At 61.9% G+C, this 18627-nt stretch carries 19 protein-coding genes; all 19 read left to right on the forward strand.

All coding sequences use genetic code 11. The features are described from left to right. The first annotated feature begins 9 nt into the window (after nucleotides 1-9). Nucleotides 10-1794 carry a flagellar basal-body MS-ring/collar protein FliF gene (fliF, locus tag GV002_RS06720; protein WP_160017618.1) on the forward strand — a complete coding sequence of 595 codons (1785 nt, stop codon included), beginning with the start codon at nucleotides 10-12 and terminating at the stop codon, nucleotides 1792-1794. Then, nucleotides 1787-2803, forward strand: a complete 1017-nt coding sequence (fliG, locus tag GV002_RS06725; protein WP_160017619.1) for a flagellar motor switch protein FliG — start codon at nucleotides 1787-1789, stop codon at nucleotides 2801-2803. The genes fliF and fliG overlap by 8 nt, the downstream gene beginning before the upstream one ends. A gap of 3 nt (nucleotides 2804-2806) precedes the next feature. Continuing rightward, nucleotides 2807-3613 carry a flagellar assembly protein FliH gene (gene fliH, locus GV002_RS06730; RefSeq protein WP_160017620.1) on the forward strand — a complete coding sequence of 269 codons (807 nt, stop codon included), beginning with the start codon at nucleotides 2807-2809 and terminating at the stop codon, nucleotides 3611-3613. After that, nucleotides 3603-4949 carry a flagellar protein export ATPase FliI gene (gene fliI / locus GV002_RS06735; RefSeq protein WP_160017621.1) on the forward strand — a complete coding sequence of 449 codons (1347 nt, stop codon included), beginning with the start codon at nucleotides 3603-3605 and terminating at the stop codon, nucleotides 4947-4949. Before fliH ends, fliI begins: the two co-directional genes overlap by 11 nt. A 46-nt stretch (nucleotides 4950-4995) precedes the next feature. Further along, on the forward strand, nucleotides 4996-5445 hold the full coding sequence (gene fliJ, locus GV002_RS06740) for a flagellar export protein FliJ (RefSeq protein WP_021489636.1): 450 nt from the start codon (nucleotides 4996-4998) through the stop codon (nucleotides 5443-5445). An 85-nt stretch (nucleotides 5446-5530) separates the two neighbouring features. Continuing rightward, on the forward strand, nucleotides 5531-5836 hold the full coding sequence (locus GV002_RS06745) for an STAS domain-containing protein (RefSeq protein WP_160017622.1): 306 nt from the start codon (nucleotides 5531-5533) through the stop codon (nucleotides 5834-5836). A 2-nt stretch (nucleotides 5837-5838) separates the two neighbouring features. After that, nucleotides 5839-7527, forward strand: a complete 1689-nt coding sequence (locus GV002_RS06750) for an ATP-binding SpoIIE family protein phosphatase (protein ID WP_160017623.1) — start codon at nucleotides 5839-5841, stop codon at nucleotides 7525-7527. Between the two features lie 29 nt (nucleotides 7528-7556). Further along, on the forward strand, nucleotides 7557-7910 hold the full coding sequence (locus GV002_RS06755) for an Hpt domain-containing protein (protein WP_160017624.1): 354 nt from the start codon (nucleotides 7557-7559) through the stop codon (nucleotides 7908-7910). Between the two features lie 107 nt (nucleotides 7911-8017). After that, the gene (locus GV002_RS06760) at nucleotides 8018-9244 is read left to right on the forward strand and encodes a flagellar hook-length control protein FliK (RefSeq protein WP_160017625.1); all 1227 of its coding nucleotides are present in this window, start codon (nucleotides 8018-8020) and stop codon (nucleotides 9242-9244) included. A gap of 240 nt (nucleotides 9245-9484) precedes the next feature. Then, nucleotides 9485-10006 (forward strand): flagellar basal body-associated protein FliL, encoded by a 522-nt coding sequence (gene fliL, locus GV002_RS06765; protein WP_160017626.1) that lies wholly within the window; start codon nucleotides 9485-9487, stop codon nucleotides 10004-10006. A gap of 12 nt (nucleotides 10007-10018) precedes the next feature. Then, a complete protein-coding gene (gene fliM / locus GV002_RS06770; RefSeq protein WP_017679168.1) occupies nucleotides 10019-10990 on the forward strand; it encodes a flagellar motor switch protein FliM in 972 nt (323 codons plus the stop codon). A gap of 70 nt (nucleotides 10991-11060) precedes the next feature. Next, the gene (fliN, locus tag GV002_RS06775; protein WP_160017627.1) at nucleotides 11061-11537 is read left to right on the forward strand and encodes a flagellar motor switch protein FliN; all 477 of its coding nucleotides are present in this window, start codon (nucleotides 11061-11063) and stop codon (nucleotides 11535-11537) included. Between the two features lie 2 nt (nucleotides 11538-11539). Further along, nucleotides 11540-11971, forward strand: a complete 432-nt coding sequence (gene fliO, locus GV002_RS06780; RefSeq protein ID WP_160017628.1) for a flagellar biosynthetic protein FliO — start codon at nucleotides 11540-11542, stop codon at nucleotides 11969-11971. After that, entirely contained in the window at nucleotides 11971-12756 is a 786-nt protein-coding gene (gene fliP / locus GV002_RS06785; RefSeq protein ID WP_160017629.1) for a flagellar type III secretion system pore protein FliP, read from the forward strand. The genes fliO and fliP overlap by 1 nt, the downstream gene beginning before the upstream one ends. 11 nt (nucleotides 12757-12767) lie before the next feature. Beyond that, nucleotides 12768-13037, forward strand: coding sequence for a flagellar biosynthesis protein FliQ (fliQ, locus tag GV002_RS06790; protein ID WP_013714993.1), 270 nt, complete (start codon nucleotides 12768-12770; stop codon nucleotides 13035-13037). Between the two features lie 13 nt (nucleotides 13038-13050). After that, nucleotides 13051-13827, forward strand: coding sequence for a flagellar biosynthetic protein FliR (fliR, locus tag GV002_RS06795; protein WP_160017630.1), 777 nt, complete (start codon nucleotides 13051-13053; stop codon nucleotides 13825-13827). 9 nt (nucleotides 13828-13836) lie between these two features. After that, nucleotides 13837-14973, forward strand: a complete 1137-nt coding sequence (gene flhB / locus GV002_RS06800; protein ID WP_160017631.1) for a flagellar biosynthesis protein FlhB — start codon at nucleotides 13837-13839, stop codon at nucleotides 14971-14973. A gap of 85 nt (nucleotides 14974-15058) precedes the next feature. Next, nucleotides 15059-17206, forward strand: coding sequence for a flagellar biosynthesis protein FlhA (gene flhA / locus GV002_RS06805; RefSeq protein ID WP_160017632.1), 2148 nt, complete (start codon nucleotides 15059-15061; stop codon nucleotides 17204-17206). Nucleotides 17207-17217: 11 nt separating this feature from the next. Next, entirely contained in the window at nucleotides 17218-18528 is a 1311-nt protein-coding gene (gene flhF / locus GV002_RS06810) for a flagellar biosynthesis protein FlhF (RefSeq protein WP_160017633.1), read from the forward strand. Nucleotides 18529-18627 lie beyond the last annotated feature (99 nt).

Raw genomic sequence — 18627 nt, forward strand, 5'->3', positions numbered from 1 at the left:
GATTGATTCATGGCTGAAGCAGCAGTAGCAAACGTACCGGCCAAGGCCGAGCCGGGTGAGCCCAAGAAGCCCCTGCTGGGCCTCAGCTTCCTGGAAAACCTCGCGGAGATGTCGGTGCTGCGTCAGCTCGGCCTGTTGGTCGGTCTGGCTGCCAGCGTGGCGATCGGTTTTGCCGTGGTGCTCTGGTCGCAGCAACCGGACTATCGTCCGCTGTACGGCAGCCTCAATGGTATGGATGCTTCCCAGGTGGTCGATACCCTGACCACTTCCGGCATCGATTACACCATCGAACCCAACTCCGGCGCGCTGCTGGTCAAGGCTGATGATCTGGCGCGTGCGCGCATGCGCCTCGCTGCTGCTGGCGTGGCGCCTACCGATAACAGCGTCGGTTTCGAAATTCTTGACCGTGAACAGGGCCTGGGTACCAGCCAGTTCATGGAGGCGACCCGGTATCGCCGTGGCCTCGAAGGCGAGCTGGCGCGTACGGTTTCCAGCCTCAATAACGTCAAGGCGGCGCGGGTGCACCTGGCTATGCCCAAGGCGTCCGTTTTCGTGCGTGATGAGCGCAAACCGTCTGCCTCTGTGTTGGTCGAGCTGTACCCGGGACGTGGGCTGGAGCCCAGCCAGGTCATGGCGATCGTCAACCTGGTGGCGACCAGCGTGCCTGAGCTGGACAAGGGCCAGGTCACGGTGGTCGACCAGAAGGGCAATCTGCTTTCCGATCAGCAGGAATTGTCCGAGCTGAGCATGGCCGGCAAGCAGTTCGACTACACCCGCCGCATGGAAACGTTGTTCACCCAACGCGTGCACAACATTCTGCAGCCAGTGCTGGGCACCGGTCGCTACAAGGCGGAAGTATCGGCTGACGTGGATTTCAGCTCGGTTGAATCCACCTCCGAAATGTTCAATCCGGATCAACCCGCGCTGCGCAGTGAGCAGCAGGTCAATGAACAGCGCCAGAGCAGTCTGCCGCCGCAGGGCGTGCCGGGTGCTTTGTCCAATCAGCCACCGGGTCCGGCTGCCGCTCCGGAGCAGGCTGCTGGTGCGGCTGCACCAGCAGGCCCGGTCGCCGCGGGTCAGCCGCTGGTCGACGCCAATGGCCAGCAGATCATGGACCCGGTAACCGGCCAGCCGATGCTGGCACCTTACCCGGCAGACAAGCGCGAGCAGTCCACCCGCAACTTCGAATTGGACCGGTCGATCAGCTACACCCGTCAGCAGCAGGGGCGTCTGCGTCGGCTCTCGGTGGCGGTGGTGGTGGATGACCAGGTACGTGTCGATCCGGCCACTGGCGAGAGCAGCCGAGTGCCGTGGACGACCGATGACCTCGCGCGCTTTACCCGTCTGGTCCAGGATTCGGTGGGCTTCGATGCCAGCCGCGGCGACAGCGTCAGTGTGATCAACACTGCCTTCACGGCCTCGCTGGGCGAGGAAATCCCCGATATTCCGTTCTACACCCAGCCCTGGTTCTGGGACATCGTCAAGCAGGTGCTCGGCGTGCTGTTCATCCTGGTGTTGGTATTCGGTGTGCTGCGCCCGGTGCTCAACAACATCACCGGCGGCGGCAGGGGCAAGGAGCTGGCAGGTTCCGGCGATGTGGAACTTGGCGCAATGGGAGGTCTGGACGGCGAGCTGTCCGACGACCGCGTCAGCCTCGGTGGGCCGCAGAGCATCATGTTGCCGAGCCCCAGCGAGGGGTATGATGCACAACTGAACGCTATCAAGAGTCTGGTAGCGGAAGATCCTGGCCGCGTCGCCCAGGTCGTGAAAGAGTGGATCAACGCCGATGAGTGAGAATCGTACCGCTACCAAGCTGAACAAGGTCGACAAGGCTGCGATTCTGCTGCTTTCGCTGGGTGAGACCGATGCCGCACAGGTGTTGCGTCACCTCGGGCCGAAGGAAGTGCAGCGCGTCGGTGTGGCCATGGCCGGCATGCGCAATATCCATCGCGAGCAGGTCGAGCAGGTAATGGCCGAGTTCGTCGATATCGTTGGCGACCAGACCAGCCTCGGTGTGGGTTCCGATGCCTATATCCGCAAGATGCTCACTTCTGCGTTGGGTGAGGACAAGGCCGGTAATCTGATTGACCGCATCCTGCTCGGCGGCAGTACCAGTGGCCTGGACAGCCTGAAGTGGATGGAGCCGCGCGCCGTCGCTGACGTGATCCGCTACGAGCACCCGCAGATCCAGGCCATCGTCGTCGCCTATCTCGATCCGGATCAGGCTGGCGAAGTGCTCAGCCATTTCGACCACAAGGTGCGCCTGGACATCATCCTGCGCGTGTCCTCGCTCAATACCGTGCAGCCGTCCGCGCTCAAGGAGCTCAACCAGATCCTCGAGAAGCAGTTCTCTGGCAGCGCAAACACCACACGCGCCACCATGGGCGGCGTCAAGCGTGCGGCGGACATCATGAACTTCCTCGACAGCTCGGTGGAAGGTCAGCTGATGGACTCCATCCGCGAGGTGGACGAAGACCTGTCGACGCAGATCGAAGACCTCATGTTCGTCTTCGACAACCTGGCCGATGTCGACGACCGTGGCATCCAGGCACTGATGCGCGAAGTCTCGTCCGAGGTGCTGGTACTGGCACTCAAGGGCGCCGACGAGGCAATCAAGGACAAGGTTTTCAAGAACATGTCCAAACGCGCAGCCGAGTTGCTGCGCGACGACCTGGAGGCCAAGGGGCCGGTGCGCGTCAGCGACGTCGAAGGGGCGCAGAAAGAAATTCTCACCATCGCCCGGCGCATGGCCGAAGCCGGAGAGATCGTGCTCGGCGGCAAGGGTGGCGAGGAGATGGTTTAAGCCATGGCTGCCAAGGAGCCCGAGAGCGAGCTGATTCGCGCCAAGGATCTCGGCGCGTTCGACCGCTGGGCGTTGCCCAGCTTCGATGCGCCGGGTGAAGAACCGGCAGCAGCCGAAGCTGTTGCTGATGAACAGGCGCAGCCTCCGGCCGAGGTCGAGGAGCAGGACGCAGCGCAGATCGAAGAGGTCGCACTCGAAGATGTCAAACCGCTGACGCTCGATGAGCTCGAAGCCATCCGCCAGGATGCCTACAACGAAGGCTTCGCCACGGGCGAGAAGGACGGCTTCCATGCCGGCCAGATCAAGGCCAAGCAGGAGGCTGACGCGGCCTTGGCGCTGAAGGTCGGCAGCCTGGAAACGCTCATGATGCAGTTGCTCGATCCGATTGCCGAGCAGGACCAGCAGATGGAAGTGGCCATGGTGCGTCTGGTCAGCCATATGGTGCGCGAGGTGATTCAGCGTGAACTGAGCACCGACTCCAGTCAGATTCGCCAGGTGCTGCGTGAAGCGCTCAAGCTGCTGCCGATGGGGGCGGGCAACGTACGCATTCAGGTCAACCCCCAGGACTTCGAAGTGATCAAGGCGCTGCGCGAGCGTCATGAGGAAAGCTGGCGCATCCTCGAGGATGACAGTCTGCTGCCGGGCGGTTGCCGTATCGAGTCGGAGCATAGCCAAATCGACGCCAGCGTCGAGACGCGCATGGCGCAGGCACTCAAGCAACTGTTCGAGCAGCAGCGCGCGCAGAGCACCCAGCCGCCGGAAGCGGACATCAATCTGGACCTGGACCTGGATCGCGACGATGCGCGTTGACCGCGTGAGTTTCGCCCGGCGTCTGGAGGGCTACAGTGATGCGATCAGCCTGCCTAGCCAACCCATACTCGAAGGCCGCCTACTGCGCATGGTCGGTCTCACCCTGGAGGCCGAAGGGCTGCGCGCAGCCATAGGCAGCCGCTGCCTGGTCATCAACGAAGACAGCTACCATCCGGTTCAGGTCGAGGCCGAAGTGATGGGGTTCTCCGGGGGCAAGATCTATCTGATGCCGGCGGGCAGTCTGGCGGGTATTGCGCCGGGTGCGCGCGTTGTGCCATTGCCCGATGCCGGGCGCTTGCCCATGGGCATGTCCATGCTTGGCCGAGTGCTCGATGGCACTGGCCGCGCCCTGGATGGCAAAGGCGGGATGAAGGCCGAGGACTGGGTGCCGATGGATGGCCCTGCCATCAACCCGCTCAATCGCGACCCCATCAGCCAACCTTTGGATGTCGGCATTCGTTCGATCAACGGCTTGCTCACTGTCGGACGCGGTCAGCGTCTGGGCTTGTTCGCCGGTACCGGCGTGGGCAAGTCGGTGCTGCTGGGCATGATGACGCGTTTTACCGAGGCCGAGATCATCGTGGTTGGGTTGATCGGTGAGCGCGGGCGTGAGGTCAAGGAGTTCATCGACGAGATTCTTGGCGAAGAAGGTCTCAAGCGCTCCGTGGTTGTGGCTTCTCCGGCCGATGAAGCGCCGCTGATGCGTTTACGTGCGGCGCAGTACTGCACGCGCATCGCCGAGTACTTTCGTGACAAGGGCAAGAACGTTCTGTTGCTGATGGATTCACTGACGCGCTATGCCCAGGCCCAGCGTGAAATCGCTCTGGCTATCGGTGAGCCGCCAGCGACCAAGGGCTACCCGCCATCGGTGTTCGCCAAGTTGCCCAAGTTGGTCGAACGCGCCGGCAATGCCGAAGCCGGCGGCGGTTCGATCACCGCGTTCTACACCGTGCTGAGTGAAGGCGATGACCAGCAAGACCCTATCGCCGATGCGGCACGTGGTGTGCTCGACGGGCACTTTGTCCTGTCACGCCGTCTGGCCGAGGAAGGGCACTATCCAGCGATCGATATCGAATCCTCGATCAGCCGGGTCATGCCGCAAGTGGTGCCGCCCGAGCAGCTCAAGCAGGCGCAGCGATTCAAACAGTTGTGGTCACGCTATCAACAGAGCCGCGATCTGATCAGTGTGGGGGCCTATGTTCCCGGTGGCGATGCGGACACTGACCTGGCCATCGCCCGCCAGCCGGTCATGGCTCAATATCTGCGTCAGGGTCTGGACGAAAGTGTGGGCATGCCACAGAGTCGTGAGCAGTTGGCGGCCTTGCTGGGGCAATGATGGCGTTGATCAAGGTGTTTTTCGTCATCGCTGAGGTCGTGCATCGATGAGTCTCAGTCGCGCCAAGCGCCTGCAGCCGGTCGTCGAGATGGCAGAAAAGGCCGAGCGCGAGGCCGCGCGCCAACTCGGGCATTGCCAGGGGCTGGTCGGCCAGGCCGAAGCCAAGCTGGGTGAGCTGGAGCGTTTCCGTGGTGACTACCAGCAGCAGTGGATCAGCGAGGGTAGCAAGGGCGTTTCCGGCCAGTGGCTGATGAACTATCAGCGCTTTCTGTCGCAGTTGGAGACGGCAGTCGGCCAGCAGCAGCAAAGTCTGGAGTGGCATCGCGCCAATCTTGAAAAGGTGCGTGCCGTTTGGCAGCAGCGCTATGCGCGTCTCGAGGGACTGCGCAAACTGGTACAGCGCTACATCGATGAAGCCCGATTGGCCGAAGACAAGCGCGAACAGAAACTGCTCGACGAACTGGCGCAACGCCTGATCGACCGTGGCGAACCCTGAATAGAGGTTGTTTCGTTGCCGACCAGATGCTACACCTTCAAACGTGAACTGCCCTATCTGGCAAAGTCTCGACAAAGGAGTAGACATGGCCATTACCTCGCAGCCCTCGGCAGACGGGCAAGAGCTGACCATTGTGATTCGAGGACGCTTCGACTTCGCCTCCCACCAGGAATTTCGTGACGCCTATGAGCGCGTCGATCAGACGCCCAGGCGCTATCAGGTCGACCTGCGCGACACCAGCTATCTGGACAGTTCGGCATTGGGCATGCTGCTGCTGTTGCGTGACCATGCTGGCGGCGATTCGGCGCAGATCAGCCTGCTCAACTGCAGCAGTGACGTGCGCAAGATCCTCGCCATCTCCAACTTCGAGCAGCTGTTCAAGATCAGCTGAGCATGCCTGAGCGTCTTGCCATCCTGATCGCGGAGGACAACGCGGCCGACCGTATGCTGCTGTCCACCATCGTCAGTCGTCAGGGCCACCGTGTCCTGACCGCCAGCAATGGCCTGGAGGCGGTGGCCCTGTTCGAGCAGGAGCGCCCACATCTGGTTCTGATGGATGCGCTGATGCCGGTGATGGATGGTTTCGAGGCGGCGCGACGGATCAAGGATCAGGCCGGCGAGGCGCTGGTGCCGATCATCTTCCTCACTTCGCTGACCGAGGGCGAAGCGCTGGTGCGTTGTCTGGAGGCCGGTGGCGACGACTTTCTCGCCAAGCCCTACAACAGGGTGATCCTCGAGGCCAAGATAGGTGCGATGGATCGTCTGCGCCGATTGCATGACACGGTATTGAAACAACGCGACCTGATCGCTCGGCACAATGAGCACCTGTTGCGCGAGCAACGCGTGGCCAAGGCGGTATTCGACAAGGTGGCGCATTCCGGCTGTCTGGATGCGCCTAATATCCGTTACATGCAGTCACCCTACGCGCTGTTCAACGGTGATTTGCTGCTGGCGGCGTACAAGCCGTCTGGCGGCATGCACGTGATGCTGGGCGATTTCACCGGCCATGGTTTGCCGGCGGCTATTGGCGCGATGCCGCTGGCCGAGGTGTTCTACGGCATGACTGCCAAAGGCCATGCCCTTGCCGAGGTCCTTCGCGAGATCAACGCCAAGCTCAAGCGCATCCTTCCTGTAGGCGTTTTCTGTTGCGCCACCGTGCTCAACATCAGCAGCAAGCGAGGCTTGCTCGAGGTGTGGAGTGGCGGGTTGCCGGATGGCTACCTGCTACATGGCGATGGTCGCCCGCGTCAGTCATTGGTGTCACGCCATCTGCCCCTGGGAATCCTCGAGCCAGCGGCGTTCAGTGATCGCTGCGAGGTCTATCCGCTGGCGCCGGGAGATCGTATTTTTCTGCTCAGCGATGGCGTGCTCGAGGCCAGTGACCAGCAAGGGCAGCTATTCGGCGAGGCCCGTCTGCTCGAGCTTCTGGAGTCCAATCGTCAGCCGCAGGCATTGTTCGAAGAAATCCAGCAGGCACTGACGGCGTTCCGTGGCGAGCAACAGGATGACGTCAGCATGGTTCAGGTCGGCTTGGCCGAAGACGATGAGCGTCCTCGCCCACTGGCATTTGCCGACAGTGGTCAGAGCAGCGTGATGGACTGGTCAGCCAGTTTCGAGTTTCGTGCACTGAGCCTGCGTCATTTCAACCCTCTGCCATTTTTGCTGCAGCTGCTGCTGGACGTGCGGGCGTTGCGGCCGCGTGGTGGAGAGCTGTATACCGTGCTTGCCGAGCTCTATTCCAATGCCCTGGAACATGGGGTTATGGGCCTGGATTCCTCACTCAAGCAGGATGCCAGTGGTTTTGCCGAGTACTACCGGGAGCGACGGCTGCGTCTGGCCTCCCTGCAGGATGGCTATGTCCGATTTCATGTGCAGATGCTGCCGGAAGCAGGGGGAGGGCGTCTGATCGTTCGGGTCGAGGACAGTGGCCCCGGATTCGATCCGGTCACTGTCATGGCACTCGGTGACGAAGCCCTGTGTGGTCGCGGTCTTGCCCTGGTACGTCAGCTCAGTGATGGTTTCCAGATCGCCCCGGTTGGCCAGGGAGTCAGCGTGGAGTTTTGCTGGTCCTCTGAGGCATAATGCGAGGCTGTTGTTCAGGGGGTGACACGGTGTCCGATATCCATCTCGACGATGCCGTCCTGGCGGCCCTGCAGGACGTCATGGAGGACGAATACCCGATTCTGCTCGATACCTTCGTGGCCGATTCCGAGGAGCGTCTGCGTCTGTTGCATGAAGCTACGGCTGAGGGTGATGCGCAGGGCCTGCGCCTGGCTGCGCACAGCTTCAAGGGCAGCTGCAGCAACATGGGGGCGGTGCTTCTGGCCAGCTTGTGCAAGGAGCTCGAGGACGCGGGGCGGCGCGAGGCCCTGGAGCCGGCTCCGGCCCTGATCGAGCAGATCGAGCGCGAGTTCGCCATCGTCCGCATCCTGTTCAAATCCGAGCGCCAGCGCTATCGCGTCTGAGAGCCTGCTTTTAACGCAGCAGACATTGAACATACTCTGACGGCTTTCCCCGAGTTGGCCCGCCCTTTGCTCTGATCCTGTCACGACCCATCAGACGGAGAGCGTCCATGTCCGTGTTGCCCGACCTACGCCTGCAGGCTACGCCTGAGGTGAAGAGCAAAGCGAAGCAGCCGGCCAGAGCGCCGGAGCCCAGCAAGAACGGTGCTTCCAGCTTTGCCGAGGTGTATGCCAAGGAGCGTCAGGCCAAGCCTGGCGAGCGCACTGGCAATACCGACAAAACCAGCCAGGAACAGAAGTCTGCGCCATCAGCAGGGGAGCCCGATGCCGCTTCAACTGCCGCCGAGCAGCCTGCGGTTGCCGCCCCCGGCAATTCCTTGCCGACGCAGGAGGGTGCTGAAGAAGAACTCGATCCGTTGCTGGCAATGGCGCTGGGCGGTATCCAGGCTCAGGTAGACGACGCGCCGCTAACCGAGGCGTCGTCGGAGCTGCCGGCGCTGGTGATTACCGGCGCAGGCAGCGATGGCGCCGAGACTGCCGAGCCGGCGCTGGAGGAAGAAGCGCTCGACCCGCTGGCGCTGCTCAAGCAACCGGCGCAAGAGGCGAGCAAGGCCCAGTTGCCGCAGGACGCCGCGATCAAGAGCGCGCGTGTGGCGACCAGCACGGACTTCGCCGCAGCCATGGCGGCCATGGGCAAAGGCGAGGCGTCAGTGGAGAACACTGAAGAAGCGACCCTGGATTTGCCGCTGGAAAGCCTGGCCAAGGAGGCGCTGGAGAGTCTCAAGGATAGTGCTCAGCCCACTCGACCCGATCAGTTCGTCAGCAAGCTCAATGCGCTGACGCAGGCATTCAATCATCAGGCGGGTGCTACGCAGCGTCTGCCATTGGTGCCTGGTCAGCCGGTCGCCATGCAGCAGGGCGGCTGGAGTGAGGCGGTGGTGGATCGCGTCATGTGGCTTTCCAGCCAGAACCTCAAATCGGCCGAAATTCAACTGGACCCGGCAGATCTTGGGCGTCTCGAAGTGCGCGTGAACCTGTCTCAGGACCAGGCCCAGGTGACGTTTGCCAGCCCCAATGCCGGGGTGCGTGAAGCGCTGGAAGGGCAGATGCATCGTCTGCGTGAGCTGTTCGCGCAGCAAGGCATGAACCTGGCCGATGCCAATGTTTCCGATCAGTCGCTTAACCGTGGTTGGCAAGGGCAGGGCGAGGGTGGTCGTGGTGGTTCCGGCTCGCGTGATGGTCTGCTTGCCGGTGACGAGTTGCAGCCTGGTGTCCATCAGGAAGTGCGCAGTGAGCACGTGACCACTGGCCGTGGGCTGGTCGACTACTACGCATAAGTAGCGGCCAGGTACTGTATCGACACTGGGCAATGCCCGAAGACCGGTGTTCCTCCGCTAGACTTGCATTCGCCCGGGTTGCCGAAAGGTGCTCGGGCGAATGCATTTTGGGTGACAGCAGGGAGCTGGACCTGTTAAATCCGCAGCCCAGAGTTAGACAAGCCTGCTCATATGCTGGCATAACACTTGCTCTTAACCCTTTGAATGCGGAAAGAACGTAGGTACTGACGGATTATTGGCATGGCTAAGAAAGAAGCGGCACCGGCTGCCGACGGACAACCCGCCGGCAAGAGCAAGCTCAAACTCATCATCCTGATCGTGGTGGGCCTGCTTCTGGCCGTTGGCCTTTCCGTGGGCGGTACCTGGTTCATTCTCAGCAAGGGCGACAAGAGCGAGGCGGCTGAGCCGGCAGAGGCCGCGGCACCGGCGGCTCCAGTGCGTCAGCCAGCCATCTACCAGGATCTGATGCCGGCCTTCGTGGTCAATTTCAATCACCAGAATCGCACCCGCTACCTGCAGGTCAGCATGGCCTTGATGAGTCGCGATACTGCCGGCATGGAAAAGCTCAAGGTGCATATGCCGGTATTGCGTAACCGTCTGGTGATGCTGCTCTCCGGTCAGGATTTTGTCGCGCTGCAAACGCCGCTGGGTAAGGAGATGCTTCTGCAGCAGGCGCTGGCCAGCGTGCAGGAACTGGCGCAGAAGGAAACCGGCAGCACTGTGGTCGAGCAGGTGCTGTTCACCAATTTCGTGTTGCAGTAGCGGGAGCCGAAGATGGCCGTGCAAGACCTGCTTTCCCAGGACGAGATCGATGCGCTGTTGCATGGCGTCGATGACGGCCTGGTCGAGACCGAGGACGCCGCGGAGCCTGGGAGCGTCAAACAATATGACCTGACCAGTCAGGATCGTATCGTCCGTGGGCGTATGCCGACGCTGGAGATGATCAACGAGCGCTTCGCCCGCTATACCCGCATCAGCATGTTCAACCTGTTGCGCCGCTCGGCTGACGTTGCCGTCGGTGGCGTGCAGGTGATGAAGTTCGGCGAATACGTGCATTCGCTGTACGTGCCGACCAGTCTCAATCTGGTGAAGATGAAGCCGCTGCGCGGCACCGGTCTGTTCATCCTTGACGCCAAGCTGGTGTTCAAGCTGGTGGACAACTTCTTCGGCGGCGATGGGCGCCATGCCAAGATCGAGGGCCGTGAATTCACCCCCACCGAGCTGCGCGTCGTGCGCATGGTGCTCGACCAGGCCTTCGTCGACCTGCGCGAAGCCTGGCACGCGGTCATGGACATCAACTTCGAGTACGTCAATTCCGAGGTCAACCCGGCGCTGGCCAATATCGTCAGTCCGAGCGAGGTGGTGGTCGTGTCCACCTTCCATATCGAACTGGACGGCGGCGGTGGCGACCTGCATATCACCATGCCGTACTCGATGATCGAGCCGATCCGCGAGATGCTCGATGCCGGCTTTCAGTCCGATGTCGACGATCAGGACGAACGCTGGATCAAGGCCCTGCGCGAGGACATCCTCGATGTCAGTGTGCCGCTGGCCGCCACCGTGGCCCGTCGCCAACTGAAACTGCGCGACATCCTGCATATGCAGCCGGGTGATGTGATCCCCGTGGAATTGCCGGACAACGTGGTCATGCGCGCCAATGGCGTGCCGACCTTCAAGGTCAAGCTCGGTGCGCACAAGGGCAATCTGGCCCTGCAGGTACTGGAACCAATCGAACGCCAACGCTGAGGCGCTGGCACCTCCGTAGGGCCACCAGGCCCGAAGCGAACGAATAGCAGAAGCCAGGCGAGGAACCACGATGGCAGACGAAGAGAACACCTCCCCCGAGGAGCAGGCACTGGCCGATGAATGGGCCGCAGCGCTGGCCGAGGCAGGTGATGCCGATCAGGACGATATCGATGCCATGCTGGCCGGGCAGGGTGCCGCTCAGGCGGCGCAACCTGCAGCGCCGCGTGCGCCGATGGAAGAGTTCGGCAGCGCGCCGCCTACCAGCAACCTGCCGGTCAATCTGGATGGGCCCAATCTGGACGTGATCCTGGATATTCCAGTGTCCATCTCCATGGAGGTGGGCAACACCGATATCACGATCCGTAACCTGTTGCAGCTCAATCAGGGCTCGGTGATCGAGCTGGATCGTCTGGCCGGTGAGCCGCTCGACGTGCTGGTCAACGGCACGTTGATCGCCCATGGCGAAGTGGTGGTGGTCAACGAGAAGTTTGGCATTCGCCTGACCGACGTGATCAGTCCCAGCGAACGTATCAAGAAGCTGCGCTGACCATGGCTCGTCTTCTCGCTCTGTTTCTGAGCATGCCCCTGATGGCCATGGCTGCCGAACCTACCGGCAAGGCGGCGACGCCCATGGCTGGCAGCGACATAGCCGGCCAGCTCGGTCAGTTGCTGCTCGGCCTGCTGCTGGTGATCGGTCTGATCTTCCTGCTCGCCTGGCTGCTGCGTCGTGTGCAGCAACTGGCTCCGCGCGGTGGTCAGGTGATCAAGCTGCTGGCGACTCAGGCGCTGGGCCCGCGTGATCGCCTGGTGCTGGTGCAGGTGGGCAATGAACAGATATTGCTGGGCCTGTCTGCCGGGCGGATCACTCCGCTGCACGTGCTCAAGGAACCCGTGCACCTGGCCGACGCCGAGCAGGCCACACCGGAATTCGCTCAGCGCCTGATGGAGCTGCTGGGCAAGGATCAGAAGGACAAATCCTGATGCTGCGTTTGTTGCTGGTGCTGGTGCTGAGTCTCGCCGCATCACTGGCGTTCGCCGAAGACCCGCCTGGCGCCAGCACGCTGATTCAGCAGGGCAGCAGTCCGCTATCGATCCCGGCCATTACCCTGTCGACGGACGCGGAGGGCCAGCAGGAGTACTCGGTCAGCCTGCAGATTCTGCTGATCATGACGGCGCTGAGTTTCATCCCGGCGTTCGTCATGCTGATGACCAGTTTCACCCGCATCATCATCGTCTTTTCCATTCTTCGCCAGGCGCTGGGCCTGCAGCAGACACCCTCGAACCAGATACTGGTCGGCCTGGCGCTGTTCCTGACGATGTTCATCATGGCGCCGATTTTCGACCGGATTAACACCGATGCGTTGCAGCCTTATCTGAACGAGGAGATCGTCGCTCAGGAGGCGCTGACTCGGGCAGAGGGGCCGATCCGCGATTTCATGCTGGCGCAGACTCGCGAAAGCGACCTGGAGCTGTTCGTGCGACTGTCCAAACGCACCGACCTGGCCGGCGTCGAGGACGTGCCGTTGACCATTCTGGTGCCGGCGTTCGTCACCTCCGAGCTGAAGACCGCGTTCCAGATCGGCTTCATGATCTTCATTCCGTTTCTGATCATCGACATGGTGGTCGCCAGTATCCTCATGGCGATGGGTATGATGATGCTTTCGCCGCTGATCATCTCATTGCCGTTCAAGATCATGCTGTTCGTCCTGGTCGACGGCTGGGCGCTGATCATGGGCACCCTGGCCGCCAGTTTCGGCACGTTATAGCGAGGCCTTTGATGACTCCCGAGGTTGCGGTTGACCTGTTTCGCGAAGCGCTATGGCTGATCGTCCTGATCGTTGGTCTGGCGGTGGTGCCCAGTCTGGTGGTGGGGCTCATCGTGGCGATGTTCCAGGCTGCCACGCAGATCAACGAGCAGACACTGAGTTTTCTGCCGCGTCTGATGGTGATGCTGATCACCCTGATCTGGGCCGGACCCTGGCTGGTGAGTCAGCTGATGGAGTACACCCAGACGTTGATCCAGAACATTCCGTACCTCATAGGCTGAGGGGCTGGGCGCGATGCTGGAATTGAGCAACGAGCAGATCAGCGCCTGGGTCGGCCAGTTCATGTTGCCGTTGTTTCGTATCGCCGCGATGCTGATGGTGATGCCCATCATCGGTACCCAGCTGGTGCCGACTCGTGTGCGTCTCTATCTGGCGTTGGCGATCAGCGTGGTGCTGGTACCGTCCTTGCCGCCGATGCCACAGATCGATGCGCTCAGCCTGCGCAGCTTGCTGTTGATTCTCGAGCAGGTGCTGATCGGTGCCATGCTCGGTTTCATCCTGCAGTTGTTCTTTCATCTGTTCGCGGTGGCCGGGCAGATCATTGCCATGCAGATGGGCCTGGGCTTCGCGTCCATGGTGGATCCCACCAATGGTGTATCGGTGCCCGTGCTCGGGCAGTTCATGCTGATGTTGGTGACGTTGCTGTTTCTTGCCATCAACGGCCATCTGGTGGCGCTGGAAATTCTGGCAGAGAGTTTCGTCACGCTGCCATATGGCCAGGGCCTGATGGTCAATCACTACTGGGCGCTGGCTGGCAAGCTGGGCTGGGTGATCGGTGCCGGCCTGTTGTTGACGTTGCCGGCCGTCACCGCGTTGTTGGTGATCAACCTGGCGTTCGGCGTGATGACGCGCGCGGCACCGCAACTGAACATCTTCTCAATCGGCTTCCCGCTGACCCTGGCCATGGGTCTGGTGATCTTCTGGGTGAGCCTCTCCGATTTCGGCAGCCTGTTCCAGGCGCTGGCCAGCGACGCCCTGCAGCAGCTGGGCGAATTCGCTCTGACGCGATGAGGGGCAAGCATGGCTGAGAGCGAGAGTGGCGCCGACAAGAGCGAGGAACCTACAGGCAAGCGACTTGAAGAGTCGCGCAAGAAAGGCCAGATCGCTCGCTCCAAGGAGCTCAATACACTGGCGGTGACCCTCACCGGCACCGTGGCGCTGATCATCTTCGGCGCCTACATGGGCAATGTGCTGATGGACATCATGCGCGGCAACTTCAGCCTACCGCGTGACGTGTTGATGAACGAAGGCAGCATGGCCCAGTACCTGCTGGCGTCGGGCAAGCAGGCGCTGCTGGCGACGCAGCCGTTTTTGCTTGCCTTGCTGATCGCCTCCATCGCCGGCCCGATTGCCCTGGGTGGGTGGTTGTTTTCAGCCGAAGCGTTGCAACCCAAGGCCAGCCGGATGAACCCGCTGGCAGGCCTCAAGCGCATGTTTTCGGTTCAGGCGCTGGCCGAGTTATTCAAGGCGCTGGCCAAGTTTCTGGTCATCCTTGCGGTGGCGCTGGTGGTGCTTTCGGCAGATCAGGACGATCTGCTGGCCATTGCCAATGAACCGGTCGAGCCCGCTATCCTGCACAGCCTCAATGTGGTCGGTTGGAGCGCGTTCTGGTTGTCCTGCGGGCTGATCCTGATCGCCGCAGTGGATGTGCCGTTCCAGCTTTGGAGTCACAAGCAGAAGCTGATGATGACCAAGCAGGAAGTGCGCGACGAGTACAAGGACACCGAGGGCAAGCCTGAGGTCAAGGGTCGTATTCGTCAGCTGCAACGCGAGATGGCCGAGCGGCGCATGATGCAGTCCATTCCCCAGGCCGACGTGGTGATCACCAACCCGACGCACTTTGCGGTGGCGCTCAAATATGACCCCGAGAAGGGCAGCGCGCCGCTGTTGTTGGCCAAGGGGGGCGACTTCCTGGCATTGAAGATCCGCGAGATTGCCCAGGAGCACCAGGTGATGGTGCTGGAGTCGCCGGCTCTGGCTCGTGCCGTTTATCACTCGACCGAGTTGGACCAGGAAATTCCTGCTGGCCTGTATCTGGCAGTGGCTCAGGTGCTCGCTTACGTCTATCAGTTGCGGCAGTACCGGGCGGGCAAGGGCAAGCGACCTGGTCCGTTGCCGGACCTGCCGATTCCGCCGGATTTACGGCGCGACACTTAAAGAGCGTCTTGTACGCTGCCCTGTCATTTCTGGAACGCTTCTTGCCATTACCCTTTCAGGACGCACTTTCGCGTCAAAAGATTGAATGGCTTGGGGTAGGGACGTGGCAGTAGATCGCGCACAGTTAATCGGTGATGTCCGCAGCAATCTGGCGGGCCTGCGTCACGGCAATCTGGGTATTCCCCTGCTGCTGCTGGTCATGCTCGGCATGGTCATGTTGCCGATCCCGGCCTTCCTGCTCGACGTGCTGTTCACCTTCAGCATCGCGCTGTCGATCGTGGTGCTGCTGGTCAGTATCTATGCGCTGCGGCCGCTGGACTTCGCTGTATTCCCCACCATCCTGCTGGCAGCCACGCTGTTGCGTCTGGCGCTGAACGTGGCTTCGACGCGCGTGGTGCTGCTCAACGGTCACGAGGGGCATGGAGCGGCTGGCCAGGTGATCCAGGCCTTCGGTGAAGTGGTGATCGGCGGCAACTACGTGGTGGGTATCGTGGTGTTCGCCATCCTCATGATCATCAACTTCGTGGTGGTCACCAAGGGTGCCGGGCGTATCTCCGAAGTCAGTGCTCGCTTCACCCTCGATGCCATGCCCGGCAAGCAGATGGCCATCGACGCCGACCTCAACGCTGGCCTGATCGATCAGGGCGAAGCCAAGAAGCGCCGCAGTGAAGTGTCTCAGGAGGCAGACTTCTACGGCTCGATGGACGGTGCCAGCAAGTTCGTCCGTGGCGATGCCATCGCCGGCCTGCTGATCCTGTTCATCAACCTCATTGGCGGTATCGCCATCGGTGTGCTGCAGCACAGCCTGCCGTTCGCCGAGGCGGGCAAGGTCTACACCCTGCTGACCATCGGTGATGGCCTGGTTGCGCAGATTCCCTCCCTGCTGCTGTCCACTGCCGCAGCGGTCATGGTGACTCGCGTTTCTTCCTCTGAAGATATGGGCGCGCAGGTCAATCGGCAGATGTTCGCTTCGCCGCGCGCGCTGGCCGTGGCGGCGGCAATCATGATTGCCATGGGCCTGGTGCCGGGCATGCCGCACTTCTCCTTTATCAGCCTCGGCCTGATCGCTGCTGCCGGCGCCTACTGGATCGCCAATCGCCAGCGCAAGACCAAGGAAGAAGCGGTCAAGGAGGTCCAGCGCCAACAGGAACTGATCCCTGCGCAGAAGGCGCAGGAGGTCAAGGAGCTGGGTTGGGATGATGTCACCCCGGTGGACATGGTCGGTCTGGAGGTGGGTTATCGCCTGATTCCGCTGGTCGATCGCAACCAGGGTGGTCAACTGCTGGCGCGGATCAAGGGGGTGCGCAAGAAGCTGTCGCAGGAAATGGGCTTTCTCATGCCTTCGGTGCATATCCGCGATAACCTCGACCTGGTGCCCAATGCCTACCGTTTGACGCTGATGGGGGTCAGCGTGGCTGAGGCCGAGGTTTATCCGGATCGTGAATTGGCGATCAACCCTGGCCAGGTGTTCGGTCCGCTCAATGGCATCGCCGCCAAGGATCCGGCGTTCGGTCTGGAGGCCGTGTGGATCGACCCTACTCAGCGCGATCAGGCGCAATCGCTGGGCTATACCGTGGTCGACGCCAGTACCGTGGTGGCCACTCACCTCAACCAGGTCCTGCACAAGCATGCTCACGAGCTACTGGGGCACGAGGAAGTGCAACAGTTGATGCAGTTGCTGGCCAAGAGCTCGCCGAAGCTGGCCGAGGAGCTGGTGCCGGGGTTGGTGTCGCTGTCGACCCTGCTCAAGGTGCTGCAGGCGCTGCTGCAGGAGCAGGTGCCGGTGCGCGACATCCGTACCATCGCCGAGGCCATCGCCAACGTCGCGCCGAAGAGTCAAGATCCCGCCGCGATGGTCGCTGCGGTACGCGTCTCGCTGGCCCGTGCCATCGTCCAAGGCATCGTGGGACTAGAGCCGGAGCTGCCTGTGATAACCCTTGAGCCAAGGTTGGAACAGATCTTGCTCAACAGTCTGCAGAAGGCCGGTCAGGGCGGTGAGGATGGCATCCTCCTCGAACCGGGCATGGCCGAGAAGCTGCAGCGTTCCCTGGTGGAAGCGGCGCAGCGCCAGGAAATGCTCGGCAAGCCGGTGATTCTGCTGGTGGCCGGACCGGTCCGGGCAATGTTGTCGCGCTTCGCGCGGCTGGCGGTACCCAGCATGCATGTGCTGGCCTACCAGGAAATTCCGGACAACAAGCAGGTCACCATAGTCGCTACGGTTGGCCAGAACTGAGGTAAAGGGTCATGCAGGTTAAACGCTTCTTTGCCGCCGATATGCGAACCGCCATGAAACTGGTGCGTGACGAATTGGGCGCCGACGCCTCGATCATCGGCAATCGCCGTGTCGCCGGTGGTGTCGAGCTGACTGCAGCGCTGGATTATCAGGCGCCGATGCCGGTGCGCCCGAACCCGGCGCTGGAAGCCGAGCTGCGCAAGACCCAGGCGCGCATCGCCAGCGCTCAGGCTGAGCTGACCACGCGTGCCGAGCAGGATGCCGGCAAGGACCGCCAACTATTCGCCAATGAGTCGTTGCTGGCGCCCGAGCTGCCGGCGACCCTGGTCAAGCCGCAGCGCCCGGTCGAGGCCCCTGTATCGGCTGCGCCTGCGGTCGACCCGCGTGCACTGGAAGCCATGCGCTTCGAGCTGCACGGCTTGCGTGAGTTGATCGAAGTACAGCTGGGTTCCATCGCCTGGGGGCAGCTGCAGAATCGCCGCCCGCAGCAGGCCAATCTATGGCGTCGCCTGCAGCGCATGGGGCTGTCTGCCGAACTGTCGCAGGCGCTGCTGAGCAAAGTGGCCGGCGTTGCCGAGCCGCGTCAGGCCTGGCGCATGCTGCTGGCGCATCTGGCTCACGCTATCACTACACCCAAGGTCGAGCCGTTGGAAGAGGGTGGTGTGATCGCCCTGGTCGGTCCGGCCGGCATGGGCAAGACCACTACCCTGGCGAAGCTGGCTGCGCGTTATGTGCTTAAGTACGGCGCACAACAGGTCGCTCTGGTGAGCATGGACAGCTTCCGTATTGGCGCGCAGGAGCAGCTCAAGACCCTGGGGCGCATCCTTGGTGTGTCGGTGACTCAGATCGACCCTGGTCAGTCTCTGCTGCAGGCTTTGGCGCCGCTGGCCAAGAAGCGCGTGGTGCTGGTCGATACCGCTGGCCTGCCAGGCAACGATCCGGCGCTGCGTCTGCAGTTGGAAAGCCTGGCCTCGGCACGCATCAAGGCGAAGAATTATCTGGTACTGGCCGCAACAAGTCAGAGCCAAGTGCTCAAGGCCGCCTACCATAGTTACAAGCGTTGTGGCCTTTCAGGCTGCATACTGACGAAGTTGGACGAAGCCGCGAGTCTGGGTGAGGTTTTAGGTCTGGCTATAGGCCAGCAACTGCCGGTAGCCTATGTGACGGACGGGCCGCGGATTCCGGATGATCTGCACGTGCCGCGTAGTCACCAGTTGGTCAGCCGTGCCGTGGGGCTGCAGGCTGCCGAGGAGCCGAGTGAAGACGCCATGGCGCAGTTGTTCGCCGGCCTTTATCACAATCCGGCCAAGCGGGCCGGCTGAAGCAGCGAAATTGTTGCACCCTCTCGCACATGGTGCGGGAGTGAACGGCCCGACAGGTGTTTTTCAACGGCCTGTAGGGCCAAGTCGAAGTTAGACAAG

Origin of the sequence: Pseudomonas sp. 8O, from assembly GCF_902506495.1 — a bacterium.
Taxonomy (GTDB): domain Bacteria; phylum Pseudomonadota; class Gammaproteobacteria; order Pseudomonadales; family Pseudomonadaceae; genus Aquipseudomonas; species Aquipseudomonas chaetocerotis.